General features: G+C 71.1%; 19 protein-coding genes and 1 pseudogene. 14 read left to right on the top strand and 6 right to left on the bottom strand.

The annotated features are described in order from the left end of the window. Positions 1-201: 201 nt before the first annotated feature. From QFZ82_RS28235 to QFZ82_RS28215, 5 genes are all read left to right on the top strand, one after another. The gene (locus QFZ82_RS28235) at positions 202-960 is read left to right on the top strand and encodes a cyclopropane-fatty-acyl-phospholipid synthase family protein (protein ID WP_307715823.1); all 759 of its coding nucleotides are present in this window, start codon (positions 202-204) and stop codon (positions 958-960) included. Positions 961-1053: 93 nt separating this feature from the next. Next, positions 1054-2562: a right-handed parallel beta-helix repeat-containing protein gene (locus QFZ82_RS28230; RefSeq protein ID WP_307715822.1), complete on the top strand. Its 1509-nt coding sequence runs from the start codon at positions 1054-1056 to the stop codon at positions 2560-2562. A 102-nt stretch (positions 2563-2664) separates the two neighbouring features. Then, entirely contained in the window at positions 2665-3024 is a 360-nt protein-coding gene (locus tag QFZ82_RS28225) for a hypothetical protein (RefSeq protein ID WP_307715821.1), read from the top strand. A 342-nt stretch (positions 3025-3366) separates the two neighbouring features. After that, positions 3367-4092 (top strand): class I SAM-dependent methyltransferase, encoded by a 726-nt coding sequence (locus QFZ82_RS28220; protein ID WP_307715820.1) that lies wholly within the window; start codon positions 3367-3369, stop codon positions 4090-4092. Positions 4093-4096: 4 nt separating this feature from the next. After that, positions 4097-4303: a hypothetical protein gene (locus tag QFZ82_RS28215; RefSeq protein ID WP_307715819.1), complete on the top strand. Its 207-nt coding sequence runs from the start codon at positions 4097-4099 to the stop codon at positions 4301-4303. 66 nt (positions 4304-4369) lie between these two features. On the opposite strand, the gene QFZ82_RS28210 is transcribed toward QFZ82_RS28215, so the two are convergent. Both QFZ82_RS28210 and QFZ82_RS28205 read right to left on the bottom strand, forming a co-directional pair. Next, the gene (locus QFZ82_RS28210; protein WP_307715818.1) at positions 4370-4600 is read right to left on the bottom strand and encodes an antitoxin; all 231 of its coding nucleotides are present in this window, start codon (positions 4598-4600) and stop codon (positions 4370-4372) included. Between the two features lie 147 nt (positions 4601-4747). After that, positions 4748-6109: a glutamine synthetase family protein gene (locus tag QFZ82_RS28205; RefSeq protein WP_307715817.1), complete on the bottom strand. Its 1362-nt coding sequence runs from the start codon at positions 6107-6109 to the stop codon at positions 4748-4750. A gap of 314 nt (positions 6110-6423) precedes the next feature. Here QFZ82_RS28205 and QFZ82_RS28200 point away from each other — a divergent pair, with 314 nt between their 5' ends. The 5 genes from QFZ82_RS28200 to QFZ82_RS28180 all read left to right on the top strand — a co-directional run bounded on the left by QFZ82_RS28200 (position 6424) and on the right by QFZ82_RS28180 (position 10861). Continuing rightward, positions 6424-6828, top strand: a complete 405-nt coding sequence (locus QFZ82_RS28200; protein WP_307715816.1) for a hypothetical protein — start codon at positions 6424-6426, stop codon at positions 6826-6828. A 65-nt stretch (positions 6829-6893) separates the two neighbouring features. Beyond that, positions 6894-7541: a DUF3105 domain-containing protein gene (locus tag QFZ82_RS28195; RefSeq protein WP_307715815.1), complete on the top strand. Its 648-nt coding sequence runs from the start codon at positions 6894-6896 to the stop codon at positions 7539-7541. A 5-nt stretch (positions 7542-7546) separates the two neighbouring features. Further along, a complete protein-coding gene (locus QFZ82_RS28190) occupies positions 7547-8233 on the top strand; it encodes a DUF305 domain-containing protein (RefSeq protein WP_307715814.1) in 687 nt (228 codons plus the stop codon). A gap of 198 nt (positions 8234-8431) precedes the next feature. Beyond that, complete coding sequence (locus tag QFZ82_RS28185) at positions 8432-8863, top strand: CBS domain-containing protein (protein WP_307715813.1); 432 nt, start codon at positions 8432-8434, stop codon at positions 8861-8863. Positions 8864-9103: 240 nt separating this feature from the next. Continuing rightward, positions 9104-10861 carry an NAD+ synthase gene (locus tag QFZ82_RS28180; RefSeq protein ID WP_307715812.1) on the top strand — a complete coding sequence of 586 codons (1758 nt, stop codon included), beginning with the start codon at positions 9104-9106 and terminating at the stop codon, positions 10859-10861. Here QFZ82_RS28180 and QFZ82_RS28175 read toward each other — a convergent pair. The 4 genes and pseudogenes from QFZ82_RS28175 to QFZ82_RS28160 all read right to left on the bottom strand — a co-directional run bounded on the left by QFZ82_RS28175 (position 10830) and on the right by QFZ82_RS28160 (position 16247). Next, positions 10830-12056 (bottom strand): MFS transporter, encoded by a 1227-nt coding sequence (locus QFZ82_RS28175; protein WP_307715811.1) that lies wholly within the window; start codon positions 12054-12056, stop codon positions 10830-10832. The genes QFZ82_RS28180 and QFZ82_RS28175 overlap by 32 nt on opposite strands. Before the next feature lie 463 nt (positions 12057-12519). Continuing rightward, entirely contained in the window at positions 12520-13539 is a 1020-nt protein-coding gene (locus tag QFZ82_RS28170) for an endonuclease/exonuclease/phosphatase family protein (RefSeq protein ID WP_307715810.1), read from the bottom strand. A gap of 268 nt (positions 13540-13807) precedes the next feature. Next, positions 13808-14352: pseudogene (locus QFZ82_RS28165) on the bottom strand (TetR/AcrR family transcriptional regulator). Positions 14353-14639: 287 nt separating this feature from the next. Further along, positions 14640-16247 carry an MFS transporter gene (locus tag QFZ82_RS28160; protein WP_307715809.1) on the bottom strand — a complete coding sequence of 536 codons (1608 nt, stop codon included), beginning with the start codon at positions 16245-16247 and terminating at the stop codon, positions 14640-14642. Between the two features lie 154 nt (positions 16248-16401). On the opposite strand from QFZ82_RS28160, the gene panB reads away from it, so the two are divergent. From panB to QFZ82_RS28140, 4 genes are all read left to right on the top strand, one after another. Continuing rightward, complete coding sequence (panB, locus tag QFZ82_RS28155) at positions 16402-17274, top strand: 3-methyl-2-oxobutanoate hydroxymethyltransferase (protein ID WP_307715808.1); 873 nt, start codon at positions 16402-16404, stop codon at positions 17272-17274. Between the two features lie 147 nt (positions 17275-17421). Then, positions 17422-17790 (top strand): cupin domain-containing protein, encoded by a 369-nt coding sequence (locus QFZ82_RS28150; RefSeq protein ID WP_307715807.1) that lies wholly within the window; start codon positions 17422-17424, stop codon positions 17788-17790. A gap of 90 nt (positions 17791-17880) precedes the next feature. Then, positions 17881-18894, top strand: a complete 1014-nt coding sequence (locus QFZ82_RS28145) for an ATP-binding cassette domain-containing protein (RefSeq protein WP_307715806.1) — start codon at positions 17881-17883, stop codon at positions 18892-18894. Next, positions 18891-19721 carry an ABC transporter permease gene (locus tag QFZ82_RS28140; RefSeq protein ID WP_307715805.1) on the top strand — a complete coding sequence of 277 codons (831 nt, stop codon included), beginning with the start codon at positions 18891-18893 and terminating at the stop codon, positions 19719-19721. The genes QFZ82_RS28145 and QFZ82_RS28140 overlap by 4 nt, the downstream gene beginning before the upstream one ends.

Below are 19721 nucleotides of genomic sequence, written 5' to 3'. Positions count from 1 at the left end.
AACCTGCTCCGGGTCGGCCCGCAATGGCCCCGTCACGGCCCTTCACGGGGTGCCGGGCGGCGGCGCGGGGGCAGGCGGACAGGCCGGGTCCGAAGAGTGGTGAGCGGCCCGCACATGGCCGCCCGCAACCTCTATATACCCGCCTGACCTGGGATTTCATCTCCATCCGGCATAGCGTGGTCCCCGAGGGAAGGGGATCTGATGCACCGGAACATCCGCAGCGTCGACGACGTACTCGCACTCCTGGACGGCCTGTTCGCGCCCGAGGCCGATCGATGGACCGTCAAGGGGGCCGACTGGTGGGACGGCTTCTACGCCGACCGTGACAAGTCCGTGCCGTTCTTCGTCTCGAAGCCGGACGAGAGCCTGGTCTCGTATCTCGACCGGGGGCTCGTCCCGGCGCGCGGGCGGGTCCTCGATCTGGGGTGCGGGCCGGGGCGGAACGCGGTCCGGCTCGCCGCCGCCGGGTTCCGGGTCGACGCCGTCGATCTGTCGCCGACCGCCGTCGCGTGGGGCGAGGAGCGCGCCCGGGAGGCGGGCGTGGACGTCCGGTTCATCTGTGGGGACGCGTTCACGGCCGAACTGACCGGACCGTACGACCTGGTCCTCGACTCCGGCATGTTCCACCACCTTCCGCCGCACCGCCGCGTCAGCTACCTCGCCCTGCTCGACCGCGTCCTCGCGCCCGGCGGGCATCTCTTCCTCACCTGCTTCGCCGGCGGCGGGATGGGGTCGGAGCTGCCGGACGCCGAGTTCTACGGGCGGGCCCGCCTCGAGGGCGGACTCGCGTACACGCCCGAGGAGTTGCGCTGGGTCTTCTCCGACCTGGAGGAGGTAGAGCTGCGCCGGATGCGCGAACAGTCCCCGGAGTCCGCGCACTTCGGCAAGTCCTTCCTCTGGACGGCCCTGTTCCGTCGGAACGGATCCCCGCAGGAATCCGACCAATCACCCACCCTCTGATCGAAATTCGATCAATCGACAAAAGCGCATTGACTCGATCACCGACCGCACCTAGCTTCTGGCGGCACCAGACCGCCAGAAAGGTGTTGCGTCATGACCATCGGAGCATGCGGAGGGCGGCGGGCGATGGGCCGCGGGCTCGTCGCCGCCGCCCTCGCGCTCACCGGCGCCGTCGCCCTCACCGACACGCCCGCCTCGGCCGCGGGGAGCACCACGTACGTGGACTGCTCCCGCCCGGCCGCCGGCGACGGCAGCCAGACCTCACCGTTCAACAGCATCGGCCAGGCCAACGGAAAGACGTACGCCCCGGGTGACACCCTCGCCTTCGCGTCCGGCACCACCTGCACCGGCTCCCTCGCCCCCAAGGGCAGCGGCACGGCTTCCGCCCCCATCTCCCTCACCAGCTACGGCACCGGCGCGCTGCCCGTGATCGACGGCAACGGGGCCGCCGACGCCGTCTCCCTGACCAATCAGGACCACTGGCGGATCAGCAACCTCAAGCTGACGAACCCCGCCTCCTCCCTCGCCCGCCGCACCGGACTGCGGATCTCCGCCACCGACGGCACGGCGCACCGCGGGTTCGACATCGGCCATCTCGTCGTCGACCGCGTCGCCGGTCAGACGAACAAGACCAGCCCGACCACCGAGGACTTCGTGCAGTCCGCCGGCATCGTCACCGGGGCGAGCGGCACCAACTCGACGCTCAACGACGTCCACGTCCACCACAACCAGATCAGCAACACGGGCGGCGGCGGCCTCAAGATCCGTGTCGGGGCCATGGCGGTCAAGGGCTCCGGGGTCCTGATCGAGCACAACGTCATCAAGGACGTCGGCGGCGACGGCATCATCGCCAGCTACGCCGACGCGCCGATGATCCAGTACAACAACGCCTCCGGCGTCGGCAACGGCGTGTATCCGTTCTCCGGCGGCAACTTCGCCGGCATCTGGGTGCTCGGCGACCACAACCCGACCATCCAGAAGAACGCCGTGTACGGCATCACGCGCATGTCCGTGGCCGACAGCCAGGCGTTCGACTGCGACTGGGGCAACACCGGCACCTGCACCATCCAGTACAACTTCAGCCGCGACAACATCGGCGGCTTCTTCCTCGACTGCGACGGGTGCGGCACGATCGGCGGCGCCAAGCAGGTCATCCGCTACAACATCTCCGAGAACGACTGCCGCATGAGCAGCGTCACCGCCGGCCGGTCCGCGCTGCACATGTACAACAACGTCGTCTACTGCACGGACAGGAAGTTCAGCATCACGCTCCCCGAGGAGAGCGTGGTCGAGAACAACATCTGGGTGGGTACCAGCGACTCCCGGCTGCCCACGGGCCCGGGCATCCAGTGGCTGTGGAACGTCTTCCAGGGCGTGCCGCGGCCGACCGCCAACGGCATCGTGGGCGACCCGCACTTCGTGAGCCCCGGCACCGGCGGCGACACGATCCACTCGGTCGACGGCTACAAGCTGCGGTCCACCTCCCCCGCCCTGAACAACGGATCCGTGATCAGCGGCAACGGCGGCCGCGACTACTGGGCGAATCCCGTGTCCGCGACCACGAAGCCGCACCGCGGCGCGTACAACGGCCCCGGGCTGTAGCCGCCGCCCCAGCCCACAGCGTGCTGCCGCACGGGGCCACGCGGGGCCACACCCACCGAGATCGAGATCCGGGTGGGGAATCCGCGAAAGTGAGGAAGCACGTTGCCAGGACGGAAGAAGGCAGCCGGACCATCACGCCGGTCGCGAGGGCTCAGGATTTTCACACTCGGCGCAGTCGCGCTGATCGCCATATCCGGCACCACGGTGGCCTACGGCGCGACGGACAGCGGCAATGGCGTGATGGTCCAGGAGGAGAAGAAATACACACGTGCGAAGAAAATCGCCATGTGGAAGGAGATTCTGGAAGGGAATGGTGAACAGCTGCCGGATGTCAGCACGATGACCACGGAAGAGATCGAAGAGGGCCATTACGCGGCCATGATGAAGTACGCCACCCCGGCGGAGATGCCCATGATGCCCGCATGCGACGGGTGGGAGATGCTGCTGCCCTCCTGCTGGTGAGGTGGGCGCGAGGAAACATGCGCGTGGGCCCCTATGCCGGACGGCACCAAGGCCCACACGGTCGTTCTCGGCTCCGGCGGATCCGGCGTCAGACGCCGTTCACTGTGTTGGCGCCGTTGATGACGTCAGACGCCGTTCACCGTGTTGGCGCCGGCCGACCTCGAAGCGGCTCGGCACGCCCGGACACCAGCACTTAATGTCTTGCGTATCGCACTGCTTCCGAAATGGGGTTTTCCACGGAACAGCTCGGCGAAAGAGGGGAATTGAGAACCAGTCAGGACATCTGCGGGGCCGCTTCCGCACAAAGGACGCGCTGTCCGACGCGGCCGTTAAGGTCGTCCCATGACCATCGAATCCGAGACGGGCCGGCCCCAGGCGCACGGACTTCAGAGGAACGGACCTCAGACGAACGAGGCCGCCACCGGCCCCCGGGAGGACGAGCCCGCCTTCCTCACCGACACCCGCGCCTCGTACGACGCCATCGCCGCTGACTACGCCGGCATGTTCCGCGCCTACTTGGAGGCGAAGCCACTGGACCGCGCCACGCTCGCCGCGTTCGCCGAGCTGGTCGAGGGCCGCGTCGTCGAGGTCGGGTCCGGGCCGGGGGAGACGACCGCGTATCTCGATGGGCGAGGAGTGGACATCTCGGGGATCGACCTGTCTCCCGCGATGGTCGCCCTCGCCCGGCGCACGTTTCCGGGGCTGCGGTTCGACGAGGGGTCCATGACCGCGCTCGACCTCGACGACGGCTCACTCGGCGGGCTCGTCGCCTGGTACTCCGTCATCCATGTCCCGCCCGCCCAACGGCCCGCCGTGTACGCCGAGTTCCACCGCGTCCTCGCTCCCGGCGGGTATCTGCTGATGGGGTTCCAGGTCGGTCACGAGCCCGTGCGCCACACCGAGGGGTTCGGGCACGAGATCTCGCTCGACTTCCACCGGCTGATGCCCGAACAGGTCGCGGAGCAGCTGGAGTCGGCCGGCTTCGAGGTGCGGGCGCGGATGGTGCGGGAGGCGGAACCGGGTGAGAAGACGCCGCAGGCCCATCTCCTCGCCCGCCGCCTGTCGTGACGGCATGACGACGATCGACGCTTCCCGTGCCGCCCTCGTGCCGATGGGCCGGATCGTGTCGCGTGCGACCACGGGTACGACCTGGTCTTCGCCGAGGACGATGGCCGGGCTCACCGCCGGGGAGCACCGCGCCTCGGTCACGCTCGGCTTTCCGCGGATCGGCGGCGTGACCGACACCGCGACGGTGGTGGACCGCCTCACCGGTCCCTGACGGCCCCCGGCACACAGCGGCCCGGACCGGGGACGTGCGCCCCCGGTCCGGGCCGGCGGGTCGCTGTCAGGCCCGCGGCGGCTCGTCCGGGCCGCGGTCCGGGCCGGGGCCGGGGGCGGGCCGGCCGCCCTCACCGCTGCCGAACTGCTCCCTCATCTTGTCCTGGGCCGTGTCCACGTGGCGCCTGTGCTTGCCCTGGGTCCTCTCGTCCACGTAGTCGCCGCCCTTCTCGATGCCCTTGTTCGTCTGCTCAGGGTGGCCTTTGAGCATGTTCTTGATCTTGTCCATCATGGACATGGGGTTTTCCTCCTCGGCGCAGGGTCCCCCGTCCCTCCCAGGGTCACGGCACCCCGCGGACTTCGCATCCGCAGGAGGAGAGGGCCGGTCCCCGCAGGCCCGGCGGCCGGGAGCCGCCGGGAACGCGCCGAGGATCCGCGAAGGTCCCTACAGCACCGGCAGCGACTTGCGCAGCTCGAAGGCCGTGACCTCGGAGCGGTACTCCTCCCACTCCTGCTTCTTGTTGCGCAGGAAGAAGTCGAAGACGTGCTCGCCCAGCGTCTCGGCCACGAGCTCGCTGCGCTCCATCAGGTCGATCGCCTCGCCCAGGTTCTGCGGGAGCGGGGCGATGCCCATCGCGCGGCGCTCCGCGTCGGAGAGCGCCCACACGTCGTCGTCCGCGCCCGCGGGGAGCTCGTAGCCCTCCTCGATGCCCTTCAGGCCCGCCGCGAGCAGGACCGCGTACGCCAGGTACGGGTTGCAGCCGGAGTCCAGCGAGCGCACCTCGATACGGGCCGAGCCGGTCTTGCCCGGCTTGTACATCGGGACGCGGATCAGAGCGGAGCGGTTGTTGTGGCCCCAGCAGATGTACGAGGGGGCCTCGCCGCCGGCGCCGGCGCTGCGGGCCGAGCCGCCCCAGATGCGCTTGTAGGAGTTGACCCACTGGTTGGTGACGGCCGAGATCTCGGCGGCGTGCCGCAGCAGGCCCGCGATGAACGAGCGGCCGACCTTGGAGAGCTGGTACTCGGCGCCCGACTCGTAGAAGGCGTTGCGGTCGCCCTCGAAGAGCGACAGGTGGGTGTGCATGCCGGAGCCGGGGTACTCCGAGAACGGCTTGGGCATGAACGTGGCCTGGACGCCCTGCTCCAGCGCGACCTGCTTCATGACCAGGCGGAACGTCATGATGTTGTCGGCCGTCGACAGCGCGTCCGCGTAGCGCAGGTCGATCTCCTGCTGGCCCGGCGCGCCCTCGTGGTGGCTGAACTCCACCGAGATGCCCATGGACTCCAGCATCGTGATGGCCTGGCGGCGGAAGTCCATGCCCACGTTCTGCGGGGTGTGGTCGAAGTAGCCGGAGCTGTCCGCGGGGGTGGGGCGGCTGCCGTCGACCGGCTTGTCCTTCAGCAGGAAGAACTCGATCTCCGGGTGCGTGTAGAAGGTGAAGCCCAGGTCGGAGGTCTTGGCGAGGATGCGCTTCAGCACGAAGCGCGGGTCCGCGAAGGACGGCGACCCGTCGGGCATCAGGATGTCGCAGAACATCCGGGCGGTGCCGGGCGCCTCCGCGCGCCACGGCAGGATCTGGAAGGTGCCGGGGTCCGGCTTGGCGATCATGTCCGACTCGTAGACGCGCGCGAAGCCCTCGATCGCGGAGCCGTCGAAGCCGATGCCCTCGTCGAAGGCCTGCTCCAGCTCGGCGGGGGCCACGGCGACGGACTTGAGGAAGCCGAGCACGTCGGTGAACCACAGGCGCACGAAGCGGATGTCGCGCTCCTCGAGCGTGCGGAGCACGAATTCCTGCTGCTTATCCATTTCCACCATTCCTTGCCGGTCCCGCCGCCTGTCTGCCGCCTGCCTACCCGCTCCGAGGATGCCACTCACGGGTTTCGGGCAGGTTGCGCAGGGCGGTTGTGCCCATTGTGGGCCAGGGCACATCCGGAGACGACCCTGAGGGGGTGCCTCACTCCTCCCGGGCCCCTGTGAAGGTCCTCACGGGCGCCTTGAGTGGCCCGTCGCTTCGTGCGCCGGGGCCTTCGAGCGGTTCGCGCCGGTTGTCCGCCCCGACCCGTGAGGTTTCCCTCCCCGTCCGGCCTGCACCGCCCGTGCGCCTACTACGATCTCGGGCCATGAGGGGTTCGCGGAGCGACCGCGTCTCGCGCAGTGCGCGTCCCACGGCTCTGCTGAGCTGCGTGGCGACGCTGCTCGGTGCGCTCTTCATCTGCCTGGGCCCGTCGGCGCCCGCGCCCCACCAGGGGGTGGCACACGAGGCCGCGGCCGTGCGGGCACCCGGTGCCACCGGTGGCGGCCCCGAGCCCTCGGCCGTGTTCGGCTGTCCGTACGACCGGGGCGACTGCGGTCTGCTGCCGGTGCTGAGTCCGGCCGTGCTCACCGCGCCCCCGCTCGACGCCCCCCTGGCCGCGGCCGTCGGGCTCCCGTACACGGCGGCGCCGGCCGACGGCGGCGGACCGCCTCGGACCGGTGCCCTGCCCCGGGCCCCCGACCTGCACGTCCTTCAAGTGCTGCGGGCGTAGTCCGCCCGCTCACTTCCCGCGCACCGACAGACACCCCCCGCAGACCTCACGAAGGACGACCCACGATGGCTTCCCGCAACACGACCAACGACCGCCGGGCCCGAATAGAGCAGATGCGCCGCGCCGAGCAGGCCCGCGAGCGCCGCAACCGCATCATCACGATCACTCTCAGCACCGTCGTCGTCGCCGCGCTCGTCGGCTTCGGCGCCTTCGTGCTCGACAAGAAGTCCGACGAGAAGGACCAGGAGGTGGCCGCGGCCAAGGCCCCGGTCACCGGCGAGCAGACCTGGGACGCCAAGAAGCTGGGCCGCAACCACGTCGAGGCCCAGGTGACGTACGAGATGGCCCCGCCGGTCGGCGGCGACCACCACCAGGTGTGGATGAACTGCAACGGCGACGTCTACACCGAGCCCGTCGCGGACGTGAACGCCGTCCACTCGCTGGAGCACGGCGCGGTCTGGGTGACGTACACCGACAAGGCCGCCGAGGCCGATGTGAAGAAGCTCGGCGAGAAGGTCAAGAAGACCCCGTACTCGCTGATGAGCCCGTACAAGGACCAGAAGGGCGCGATCATGCTGAGCGCCTGGGGCAAGCAGGTCACGGTCGACTCGGCCGACGACCCGCGCGTGAACCAGTTCTTCACCAAGTACGTGCAGGGTCCGCAGACGCCCGAGCCCGGTGCGGCCTGCACGGGCGGGCTGAGCGGGAAGTGAGCGGCATGACGCGCACGCACTGGGCCGCGATCACCGCGGTCGTGCTCGCGCTGCTGTTCGCCGGGGCCGCCACGGTGGCCTCCGCGGGCGGGGACACGTCCGCCGCGCGTACGCCCACCGGGGATTCGGCGGATGCCGGCTTCGCCCGGGACATGTCGGTCCACCATCAGCAGGCGGTGGAGATGTCGTTCATCGTCCGGGACCGGACGAAGGACGAGGAGGTGCGCAGGCTCGCGTACGACATCGCCAACACGCAGGCCAACCAGCGCGGCATGATGCTGGGCTGGCTCGACCTGTGGGAGCTGCCCAAGGTCGTCGCCGGCCGCGAGCCGATGGAATGGATGCACCAGGGCACGGACGCCGCCTCGTCCAAAGACGGCTCCGCCCACGGCGGACACGGCTCGGGCCACGCCGGCGGCGCGGCGGAGGACGGCCGGCTGATGCCGGGCATGGCGACGAAGGACGAGCTGGAGCGGCTGGGCGGGCTCAGCGGCCGGCAGGCGGAGGTCTTCTACCTCCAGCTGATGATCAACCACCACAACGGCGGTGTGGCCATGGCCCAGGGCTGCGTGGACCTGTGCACCGTCGGCACGGAGCGCGATCTGGCGCAGGGCATGGTGGACGCGCAGCGCTCGGAGATCGAGCTGATGGTCGGCCTGCTGAAGAAGCGCGGCGCCGAGCCGCTCGCCTGACCGTACGGAAGACCGCGGGCCCGGCCCGTCACCGCGTGGTGACGGGGCCGGGCCCGCGTGGTGACGGGGCCGGGCCCGCGTGGTGACGGGGCCGGGCCCGCATGCTTCGCGGCCGGGGGCGCGTGCGGTCGCGTACGCCGAAAGGCGCAACCACAATGGGATGGCTCGGGGTCTTTCGGCATCCAGGAGGCACGTTCGATGACCACGGCCAAAGACATCATGCACGCGGGGGCCCAGTGGATTCCCGCGCACGAGACCCTCGACCGCGCCGCACAGATGATGCGCGAGATGAACGTGGGCGCTCTGCCCATCGCGGACGCCGACGAACGCCTCTGCGGCATCCTCACCGACCGTGACATCGTCGTGGGCTGTGTCGCCATGGGGCACGACCCGTCGAAGGTGACGGCGGGCGAGATGGCCAAGGGCACGCCGCGCTGGATCGACGCGGGCGCCGACGTCGAGGAGGTGCTGCGCGAGATGCAGGGCCACCAGATCCGCCGCCTGCCGGTGATCGAGAACAAGCGGCTGGTGGGCATGATCAGCGAGGCCGATCTGGCACAGCACCTCAACGAGGACCAGATCGCGGGCTGGGCGGAACGCGTGTACGCGGCGACCGGACCTCGTTCGTAGCGGCCTGTCGGTGCGGCGCGCTCGTGCCGCACCGACGCCCCGGGCCTGTGCGTGCGCTGCGCGCCGCGGGTCCCGGCGGCCGGACGACTGCGCGGGGTGCGGTCCGGCGGCCGGACGACCACCCGCACCCGCGGCCCCTCGCCGCGGGGTGCGGGTGGTTGTCGGTACGGCGCCTGCCGGCACGAGCCGCTCGCCCCCGTCCCGAGACATCGCGTCAGAAAGACGATTACACTGAGCCGCGTGCCTCAACTACGCATCGCTCTGAACCAGATCGACTCGACCGTCGGCGACATCGCCGGCAACGCCGAGGCCATCGTCCAGTGGACCCGGCACGCCGCCGAGCAGGGGGCGCACCTCGTCGCGTTCCCCGAGATGGTGCTCACCGGGTACCCCGTCGAGGACCTGGCCCTGCGCTCGTCCTTCGTCGAGGCGTCCCGCGCCGCGCTGCGGGCGCTCGCCTCGCGGCTCGCCGCCGAGGGGTTCGGGGACCTGCCGGTCGTCGTCGGCTACCTGGACCGCTCCGACACGGCCCAGCCCAAGTACGGCCAGCCCGCCGGCGCTCCGCAGAACGCCGGTGCCGTGCTGCACGGCGGCGAGGTGGTGCTGACCTTCGCCAAGCACCACCTGCCCAACTACGGCGTCTTCGACGAGTTCCGGTACTTCGTGCCGGGCGACACCATGCCGGTCGTCCGCGTCCACGGCGTCGACGTCGCGCTCGCGATCTGCGAGGACCTGTGGCAGGACGGCGGCCGCGTGCCGGCGGCCCGCAGTGCGAAGGCCGGCCTGCTGGTCTCGATCAACGCCTCGCCGTACGAGCGCGAGAAGGACGACACCCGCCTGGAGCTGGTGCGCAAGCGCGCCCAGGAGGCCGGCTGCACCATCGCGTACCTGGCCATGATCGGCGGGCAGGACGAGCTCGTCTTCGACGGCGACTCCATCGTCGTGGGCGCCGACGGCGAAGTGATCGCCCGTGCCCCGCAGTTCGCCGAGGGCTGCGTCGTACTGGACCTGGACCTGCCCGCGGCCGCCGCCGACGCGCCCACCGGTGTCGTGGACGACGGCCTGACCGTCGACCGCGTCGTGCTGTCCGAGGAGCCGCTTCCCGCGTACGAGGCCGAGCTCACCGGCGGGTACGCCGACCGGCTCGACGACGACGAGGAGGTGTACTCCGCGCTGGTCGTCGGCCTGCGCGCGTACGCCGCCAAGAACGGCTTCCGGTCCGTCCTCGTCGGCCTCTCCGGCGGCATCGACTCCGCCCTCGTCGCGGCCATCGCGTGCGACGCCCTCGGCGCGCAGAACGTGTACGGCGTCTCGATGCCGTCCAAGTACAGCTCCGACCACTCCAAGGGCGACGCCGCCGAGCTCGCGCGCCGGACCGGGCTGAACTTCCGGACCGTGCCGATCGAGCCGATGTTCGACGCGTACATGAGCTCGCTGGGGCTCACCGGGCTGGCCGAGGAGAACCTCCAGTCGCGGCTGCGCGGGACGATGCTGATGGCCCTGTCCAACCAGGAGGGCCACATCGTGCTCGCGCCGGGCAACAAGTCCGAGCTGGCCGTGGGCTATTCGACGCTGTACGGCGACTCGGTCGGGGCGTACGGGCCGATCAAGGACGTCTACAAGACGTCCGTCTTCCGGCTCGCGCAGTGGCGCAACCGCGCCGCCGAGGAACGCGGCCAGACCCCGCCGATCCCGGAGGCGTCGATCACCAAGCCGCCGAGCGCCGAGCTGCGTCCGGGCCAGGTGGACACCGACTCGCTGCCCGACTACGACCTGCTGGACCGCCTCCTGGAGCTGTACGTCGACCGCGACCAGGGCAAGGACGCGATCGTCGCGGCCGGCTTCGACGAGGAGCTGGTGACGAAGACGCTGCGGCTGGTGGACACGGCGGAGTACAAGCGGCGCCAGTACCCGCCGGGCACCAAGATCTCGGCCAAGGGCTTCGGCAAGGACCGGCGGCTGCCGATCACGAACCGGTGGCGCGAGACGACGAGCTGACCGGCTCCGCTGTACCGGGGCTTCCTGCGGCGATCACGCGGGAGGCCCCCTTTCCGTCGCGGTCGAGCAGTCCGGCCGCGGCGGCGATCGCGAGACCCACGACGGCCAGGACCGCGCCGACGAAGGCCGGCGACGTCCAGCCCCAGCCGGCCGCGATGGCCGCGCCGCCGAGCCAGGCGCCGCCCGCGTTGGCGAGGTTGAACGCCGAGTGGTTGGAGGCCGAGGCGAGCGTCGGGGCGTCCTGCGCCTTGCGCATCACCAGCATCTGCAGCGGGGTGGTGGTCAGGAAGCCGACCGCGCCGAGGACGACGACGGCCGTGAGCGCGAGCCACGTGGTGTGCACGGTGAAGGGGAACGCGACCAGGACGAGGGCGAGCGCGGCGAGGGAGCCGTACAGGGTCGGGCGCAGCGCCCGGTCGGTGAGCGGCCCCGCGACGAGCGCGCCCAGTGTCATGCCGATGCCGAACAGGGCGAGCACGAGTGTGACGGACGCCTCCGCGAGGCCCATGGCCTCGGTGGTCATCGAGGCCAGGTACGCGTACACGGCGAAGACGCCGGCGAACCCGAAGACGGCGGTCAGCAGGCCGAGGACGACCTGCCTGTCGCCGAGTGCGCGCAGCTCCCGGCCGACGCTCTGGTGGGCGTCGAGCGGCATGTACGGGACGAGCCGGGCGAGCGCGGCCATCGCGAGGAGGCCGATGGCGGTGACGACGAGGAACGTGGCGCGCCAGCCGAGGTGCTGGCCGAGTGCGGTGGCGGCGGGGACGCCGACGACGTTGGCGACGGTCAGTCCGAGGAACATCGTGGCGACGGCGCGGGCCTGCCGGTTCTCACGGACCAGCCGGGCGGCGACGACGGCGCCGACGCCGAAGAACGCGCCGTGCGGCAGCCCGGCGAGGACGCGGCCCGCGAGGAGGGTGCCGAAGCCGGGGGCGAGCGCGGAGGCGAGGTTCCCCAGGGTGAAGAGCGCCATGAGCAGCAGGAGCATCCGCTTGCGGGGCACGCGGGAGCCGAGGGCGGTCAGAAGCGGGGCTCCTATGACTACGCCGAGGGCGTAGGCGGAGACGAGGTGGCCGGCCGTGGGGACGGAGGTGCCGAGGTCGTCGGCGACGTTGGGCAGGAGGCCCATCATGACGAATTCGGTGGTTCCGATGCCGAAGGCGGATACGGCGAGGGCGAGTAGCGCCAAGGGCATGAGGGGAGAGCCTTTCCGAGTAAGTTCGTTCTCGGAACAAATGGTCTCAGATGTTTTGTTCCCGGCGGTGAACGGTGGGTTGCGCGAGGTTTTCCTCCCCCACCCCGCCCCTTCCCGCAACCGGGGCAGGCCCCGGACCCCGTACCGCGACGCCCGGCGGTCGTGAGCGGGGCGCCCGCGCGGGACATCGCCAGGCCGGCGGGGGCCGGGGGCGCAGCCCGACAGGACCGCCCCACTCCAGCCCCCCGGCGCTTGAGGCCGGGGTCCGGGGCGGAGCCCCGACGAGACCGCACGCCCAGGCCGGTGCCGGGTCCGGGGCGGAGCCCCGACAAGACCGCCGAATCCAGCCCCGCCGGCGCTTGAGGCGCGGGGCCCGGGGCGGAGCCCCGACAGGACGGCCCGGCAGGGCCGTGCCGGGTCCGGGGCGGAGCCCCGGGTCAGGGAAGGGGCGGGGTGGGGAACGTCACAGACTGACGCGGGCCGCGATCGGCAAGTGGTCGCTGGCCGTCCTCGGCAGGGTCCACGACGACACCGGCTCCACCCCCCGCACCATGATCTGGTCGATCCGCGCCATCGGAAGCGCCGCCGGCCAGCTGAAGCCGAAGCCGTCCCCCGCCGCCCCCTGCGTCGAGCGCATCTGCGACGTGACCGCGTTCAGGGAGCGGTCGTTCATCGTGCCGTTGAGGTCGCCGAGCAGCACCACACGGTCGAGGCCCTCCCGCGCGATCGCCTCCCCCAGCGCGTCCGCGCTGTTGTCCCGCTGGTTGGCCGTGAAGCCCGCGTTCATCTTCACGCGCACCGACGGCAGGTGCGCCACGTACACGGCCACCTCGCCGCCCGGCGCCGCCACCGTCGCGCGCATCGCGCGGGTCCAGCCCAGCCGGATGTCCACCGGCGCCGTACCCGAGAGCGGGTACTTGCTCCACAGCCCGACCGTGCCCTCGACCGCGTGGTACCTGTACGTCTTCGCCAGGGCCTTCTCGTACGCCGCCACCTGACCGCCCGGCAGCTCCTGCAACGCGAGCACGTCCGCTCCCGAGGCCGCGACGTCCGAGGCGGTGGCGGCCGGGTCGGGGTTGCCGGCGTTCACGTTGTGGGTGGCGACCGTCAGATCGCCGCCGCTCGCCGACGACTTGCCCGTGAGCAGGCCGCCGAACAGGTTGAGCCAGACCACGAGCGGCAGGAGCAGCGCGATCAGCGCCGTGGCCGAGCGGCGCACCAGCGCGCCGACGAGGATCAGCGGCACGAACAGGCCGAGCCAGGGCAGGAACGTCTCGGTGAGGCTGCCGAGGTTGCCGATCCGGTTGGGGATCTGCGCGTGCAGGATCATCAGGAACGCCACCAGTACGGCGAACAGCGCGAGCAAAATGCCCCGCCGCCAGATGCCCTGGTCGCCGCGCCAGCGCTCGCTCCGGAAGCGGGGTCCGGATGGCCGCGTCCCCACCGTGCCGTTCCCCGTCTCCGCCGTGTACGCCTGCGCCATAGAAGCTGTCCTCACTGCCTTGCTGTCACACCGGTGGTCGCGCCGCGCCGCTCCCCCGGGCCTCGGGCCCCTTTCCTCGAAGGACCCTAGGCCGTCGGGCAGTCCGGGGTCCCGTGGGCCCCCTCGGCACCCTAGGGGATGACCGGTGGTCACTCCGCCGTCCGCGGACGGCCCTACTGCGACGATGACGACGGGCCCGTATCCGGGGTTCCTGGTATCGGCCCAGGTGGGGCGGCTGTGACAGAACGCGCACATTCACACGCCGCGTTCAGCCGGGCGGCCGCACTCCGCGCAGCACGGTGTCCACGATCCGCTCGGCGCTGCCCGGTCCGGGCGTCGACTCGGGCCGCAGCACAGTGCGTACGAGCATGGGGCCCACGAACATGTCGCCGAGCAGGTCGAAGTCGACGTCGTCGCGTATCTCCCCGTTCTCGACGCCGCGCCGCGCCGCAGGACGGCGTCCATGCGCTCGCGGCGGGGAGTGACGGCGATGCGGTGATACATCTCCCAGAGGCGGGGATAGCTCTGCATCTGCGCGAAGACGTTGTGCAGGAGGGCGGAGGAGCGCTTGGCGAGGCCGCGCCGGCGCAGCATCTCGACGAGGGCCACGAGGTCGTCGCGTACGGAGGTGCCGGGAAGGGGCGGGTCCACGGGCTCCATGGAGCGGACGACGTCGACGAGGAGGGACTCCTTGCCCTCCCAGCGGCGGTAGATGGTGGCCTTGCCGACCCCGGCGGTGCGGGCGATGCGCTCGATGGAGAGGTCGGAGATGGCCACGCCCTCTTCGAGGAGGCGGACGACGGCGTCGATGATGGACCGCTCGACGGCCTCGCTGCGGGGCCGCCCGCGGCGGGCCGGCGGCGCGGCGGCCTGGTGGGTGTGCGCCTGGGTGCCCGGCTTCCCCGCGTCCGGCCCGTGCGCGTGTGCCCCGGAGCCGGACCCCCGCGCGTCCCCTCCGTGGGCATGCGCGCCGGGGCCGGACCCGCGCGCGTCCGACCCCCGCCCGTCCCGCCCGTGCGTGCCGTGCTGCTGCCCGGGTGGCACCGTCGCTCCGCCTCTCGCCGCCATCCGGCCATTCTCCCGCAGGCTCCCCACGCTGCTCACTCCCCTGGTGGCTCGGTCCTCACCGGCACCTGCTCGGGCTCGGGCTGCTCCGCCCGTGGCCCGACCCGGCCGGGCAGGAACAACGCCACCACCACCGCGCCGATCACCGCCACGCCCGCCGAACCGAGCGCCGTCAGGTGCATCGCGCTCAGGAACGCCTCGTGCGCCGGGGCCGTCAGCGCCTTGCCCGCGGGGCCCAGGCGCTGCGCCGCGGCGAGCGTCGACTCGACCGACTCGCCCGCCGCCTCCCGCGCCCCGGTCGACAGGCCGGTCAGGTAGGGCTCGATCTCGCCCCGGTAGTGCGCGGACAGCGCCGAGCCGAGCACAGCGACGCCCAGGGCGCCGCCCACCTGCCGGAAGGTGTTGTTGATCGCCGAGCCCGAACCGGCCTTCTCCCTCGGCAGCGTCTGCATCACGGCCACCGTCACCGGCGTCATGACGTGCGCCATGCCCGTGCCCTGGACGAAGAAGACGGCCTCCAGCACCCACAGCGGCGTCGACGCGTCGAAGAACCCGAACGAGCCGAGTCCCGCCGCGACCATCAGCATGCCCACCGCGCACACGCCACGTGCGCCGTAGCGGTCCACGACCAGGCGGGCCCGCGGGGCGAACACCACCTGCGTCACCGCCAGCGGCACCATCAGCATCCCGGCCTCCAGCGCGCTGTGGCCCCGCACGCTCTGCAGGTAGAACGCGGAGATGAAGGTCACGCCCATGAGCGCGAAGAAGCCCAGGGCGCCCGCGGCGATGGAGGCGGCGAACGCCGGCCTGCCGAAGTACGACATGTCGATCGCCGGGTGGTCGCTCCGCTTCTCGTGCAGCACGAAGCCGGCCAGCACCACCACGCCGGCCAGGAGAGGGAGGACCACGGAGGGGGCGGTGAAGTCGGCGAGCTCGCCGCCGTGGATGATGCCGGACACCAGAAGGACGAGGCCGATGATGGACAGGACGACGCCGAGCGGGTCCATACGGCCCGGATCCGGGTCCTTCGACTCGGGGACCAGCAGGACCATCGCCACCAGGGCGATGATCACGACCGGCACGTTGACCAGGAAGATCGAGCCCCACCAGAAGTGCTCCAGCAGCAGTCCTCCGGTGATCGGGCCGATCGCGACGGCGACGCCGACGCTGCCGGTCCAGATGCCGATCGCCTTGGGCTGTTCGTCGCGCTCGAAGACGTTCATCAGGACGGCGAGCGTGGCCGGCATGACGAAGGCCGAGCCGAGGCCCATCATGGCCCGGTAGGCGATCAGCTCGACGGGAGAGGCGGAGAACGCGGCGAGCGCCGACCCCACGCCGAAGACGGTGGTGCCGAAGAGCAGCACCTTCTTGCGGCCGATGCGGTCGCCGAGCAGTCCCGCCGTGAAGAGCAGTCCGGCGAAGACGAGCGTGTACGCGTTGATCGCCCACTCCAGCTGCCCCTGGGTGGCGCCGAGGCCGGTGGGCGGTGGCGCGGCGATCGTCCGCACCGCCACGTTCAGGATCGAGTTGTCCAGTACCACGATCAGCAGGCTGAGCATCAGGACGGCGAGGGTCGCCCACCGTCTGCGGTGGACGGCCTCGGGTACGCGGGGCGCCGTGGCGGCCCCGGAGGGGCTGGTCATGGAACCACCCTAACCATTTGGATACGACACCGTCTCGTATAGAAACTCCGCGAACGGGTCCTCTTCCGTCCGGGCGGCACGTAGTGCCACCATGGAGGCGGTCCGGGGACGCCGTCAGGGCGCCTCGAGATGACAACAAGGAGCCGGATCAGCCATGACGCTTCAGGCTGCGCAGACCCAGCCCGCCGCCCGCCCCTCCGACAGCAAGGCGCTCTACGGCGGCTCGCAGAGGCGGCGCATCACCGTCCACGACATCACCGCCGCCAAGGAGCGCGGCGAGAAGTGGGCCATGCTCACCGCGTACGACGCGATGACCGCGTCCGTCTTCGACGAGGCCGGCATCCCGGTCATGCTCGTCGGTGACTCGATGGGCAACTGTCACCTCGGTTACGAGACCACCGTCCCCGTGACGATGGACGAGATGACGCTGCTCTCCGCCGCCGTCGTCCGGGGCACCAAGCGCGCCCTGATCGTCGGCGACCTGCCGTTCGGCTCGTACCAGGAGGGCCCGGTCCAGGCCCTGCGCAACGCGACCCGGCTCGTCAAGGAAGCGGGCGTGGGCGCGGTCAAGCTGGAGGGCGGCGAGCGCTCGCTCGCGCAGACCGAGCTGATCGTCGAGTCCGGCATCCCGGTCGTCTCCCACCTGGGCCTGACCCCGCAGTCCGTGAACACCATGGGCTACCGCGTGCAGGGCCGCGGCGACGAGGCCGCCCACCGGCTGATCCGCGACGCCAAGGCGGCGCAGGACGCGGGCGCGTTCGCCGTCGTGCTGGAACTGGTGCCTGCCGAGCTCGCCGCCGAGGTCACCCGCTCCCTGCACATCCCGACCGTCGGCATCGGCGCGGGACCGGACACGGACGCCCAGGTCCTCGTGTGGACCGACATGGCGGGCCTGACGGGCGGCAAGGTGCCGCGCTTCACCAAGCAGTACGCGGACCTGCGCCGCGTCCTGGGCGACGCGGCGCAGGCGTTCGCCGAGGACGTCCAGGGCGGGGCGTTCCCCGCCGAGGAGCACACCTTCCACTGACCACTGCCGGTACGGACGACAGCCCGCCGATCTTCCCCCGTCGGCGGGCTGTCGGCATGTCCGGGTGAGGCTGCGGCAGGGGCCTTCGGCGTACTGTGGAAAGTGGTCTCGGGGATATGCCGTAAAGCCGCCAGGAGGCGGATGACCATGGCCGGAATTGTGAGCAGGACGTTCGACAAGGCCGACGAGACACGGGAATTCACGGAGGGCAAGGGAAGGCTCGACCTCCTCAACACGGACCAGGGGCCGGTCGGCCGGGCGGTCTTCGAGCCGGGGTGGCGCTGGTCCACCCACGTCAAGCCCCTCGCCGGGACGGACAGCTGCATGGCGTCCCATGTGGGATACGTCGTCAGCGGCCGGATGAAGATCACCATGGACGACGGCGAGACGACCGAGGCGGAACCGGGCCAGTTCGTCACCATCGCCCCCGGGCACGACGCCTACGTCGTCGGCGACGAGCCGTGCGTCATGCTCGACTGGGTCGGCTTCGGGGATTACGCGAAGTCCGGCGCCTGACCTGCGCGCACACCGGCCGTCGGCGGTATGCCGGCCACGTGTCGGCTTTCTGTCGGCGGTCTGTCGGTGCCTCCCGCCACCGTGGACCGCATGACACGCACCGACAAGAACGCCGTCGAGGTCCGGGGCCTCGTGAAGCACTACGGCGAGACGAAGGCGCTGGACGGGGTGGACCTCGACGTCCGCGAGGGCACGGTCCTCGGCGTCCTCGGACCCAACGGCGCCGGCAAGACCACCCTCGTACGCTGCCTGTCGACCCTGATCGTCCCCGACGCCGGGCGGGCGACCGTCGCGGGCTACGACGTCGTACGCCAGTCACGGCAGCTGCGCCGCACCATCGGTCTCACCGGCCAGTACGCCTCCGTGGACGAGAAGCTGTCCGGCTGGGAGAACCTGTACATGATCGGGCGGCTGCTGGACCTGCCGCGCCGGGAGGCGCGCCGGCGGGCCGACGAGATGCTGGAGCGCTTCTCGCTCACCGAGGCCGCCGGGCGGGCCGCGGCGACCTACTCGGGCGGCATGCGCCGCCGGCTCGACCTCGCCGCCTCGATGATCAACCGGCCGGCCGTGCTGTACCTGGACGAGCCGACGACCGGCCTCGACCCGCGCACCCGCAACGAAGTGTGGGACGAGGTACGGCACATGGTCGCCGAGGGGGCGACCGTTCTGCTCACCACGCAGTACATGCAGGAGGCCGAGCAGCTCGCGAGCGAGCTGACCGTCATCGACCGCGGGCAGGTCATCGCGCACGGCGCGGTGGACGAACTGAAGGCCAAGGTCGGCGGCCGCACCCTGGAGATCAGGCCCAGCGACCCGGCCCAATTGACCGGCATGGCAAGGGCGGTGAGCGAGGCGGGGCTGGACGGCGTCGGCGGTGTGCAGATCCTCGCCGACGAGGGGCGGCTCACCGTGCCGATCCTCAGCGACGAGCAACTGACCGCGGTCGTCGGCCTGCTGGGCGGGGGCGGCTACGGCATCGCGCACATCGGCACGCATCTGCCCGGCCTGGACGAGGTGTTCCTCGCCGTCACCGGCGCGAAGGCGCCGCCGGCCACCGACGAGGCCGGTGCGTCCGGCACGATTCGCGAGGAGGTCGCGGCATGAGCGCGGCACCACTGACCGCACCCGCCGCCTCCACCGTCCCCGCGGGGGAGGGACGGATCGGGCTGCGCGCCGATCTGCGGCACATCGGCGCGCTCGTACGCCGCAACGTCCTGCAGATCAAGCAGGATCCGCAGTCGATGTTCGACGCCCTGCTGATGCCCGTCGTCTTCATCCTGCTGTTCGTGTACGTCTTCGGCGGCGCGATCTCCGGCAGCGGCAACCAGGACGTGTACGTCGACTACCTGGTGCCCGGGCTGATGGCCATGACGGGCCTGAACATCGCGATGGCCGTCGGCATCGGGGTCAACGACGACGTCAAGAAGGGCGTGATGGACCGGTTCCGGACGATGCCCATCGCCCGGTCGTCCGTCCTCGTCGCGAAGATCGTCGTCGAGGTGGGCCGGATGGTCGTCGCGATCACGATTCTGCTGGGCATGGGCTTCGTGCTCGGCCTGGAGGTGCAGACGTCCGTCCTCCACCTGCTCGGCGCGGTGGGCCTGTCGCTGCTGTTCGGCGTCTCGCTGATGTGGATCTTCATTCTCGTCGGGCTGACCGTCCAGTCCGCCCAGGCCGTCCAAGGGGTGGCGATGATGGTGCTGATGCCGCTGCAGTTCGGTTCGTCGATCTTCGCACCGACGTCGTCGATGCCGGGGTGGCTGGAGACCTTCACCGACTACAACCCGCTGTCCAACCTCGCGGATGCGGCACGGAATCTGGTCAACGGCGGGCCGGTGGCCCACTCGGTGTGGATGACGCTGGCGTGGGCGGCGGGCATCACGCTGGTCACGGCGCCGCTCGCGGTCGCGAGGTTCCGCCGGAAGACGTGA

It is taken from the genome of Streptomyces sp. V4I23 (assembly GCF_030817975.1).
GTDB lineage: Bacteria > Actinomycetota > Actinomycetes > Streptomycetales > Streptomycetaceae > Streptomyces.
This window is presented reverse-complemented; position numbering and strand designations above follow the sequence as displayed.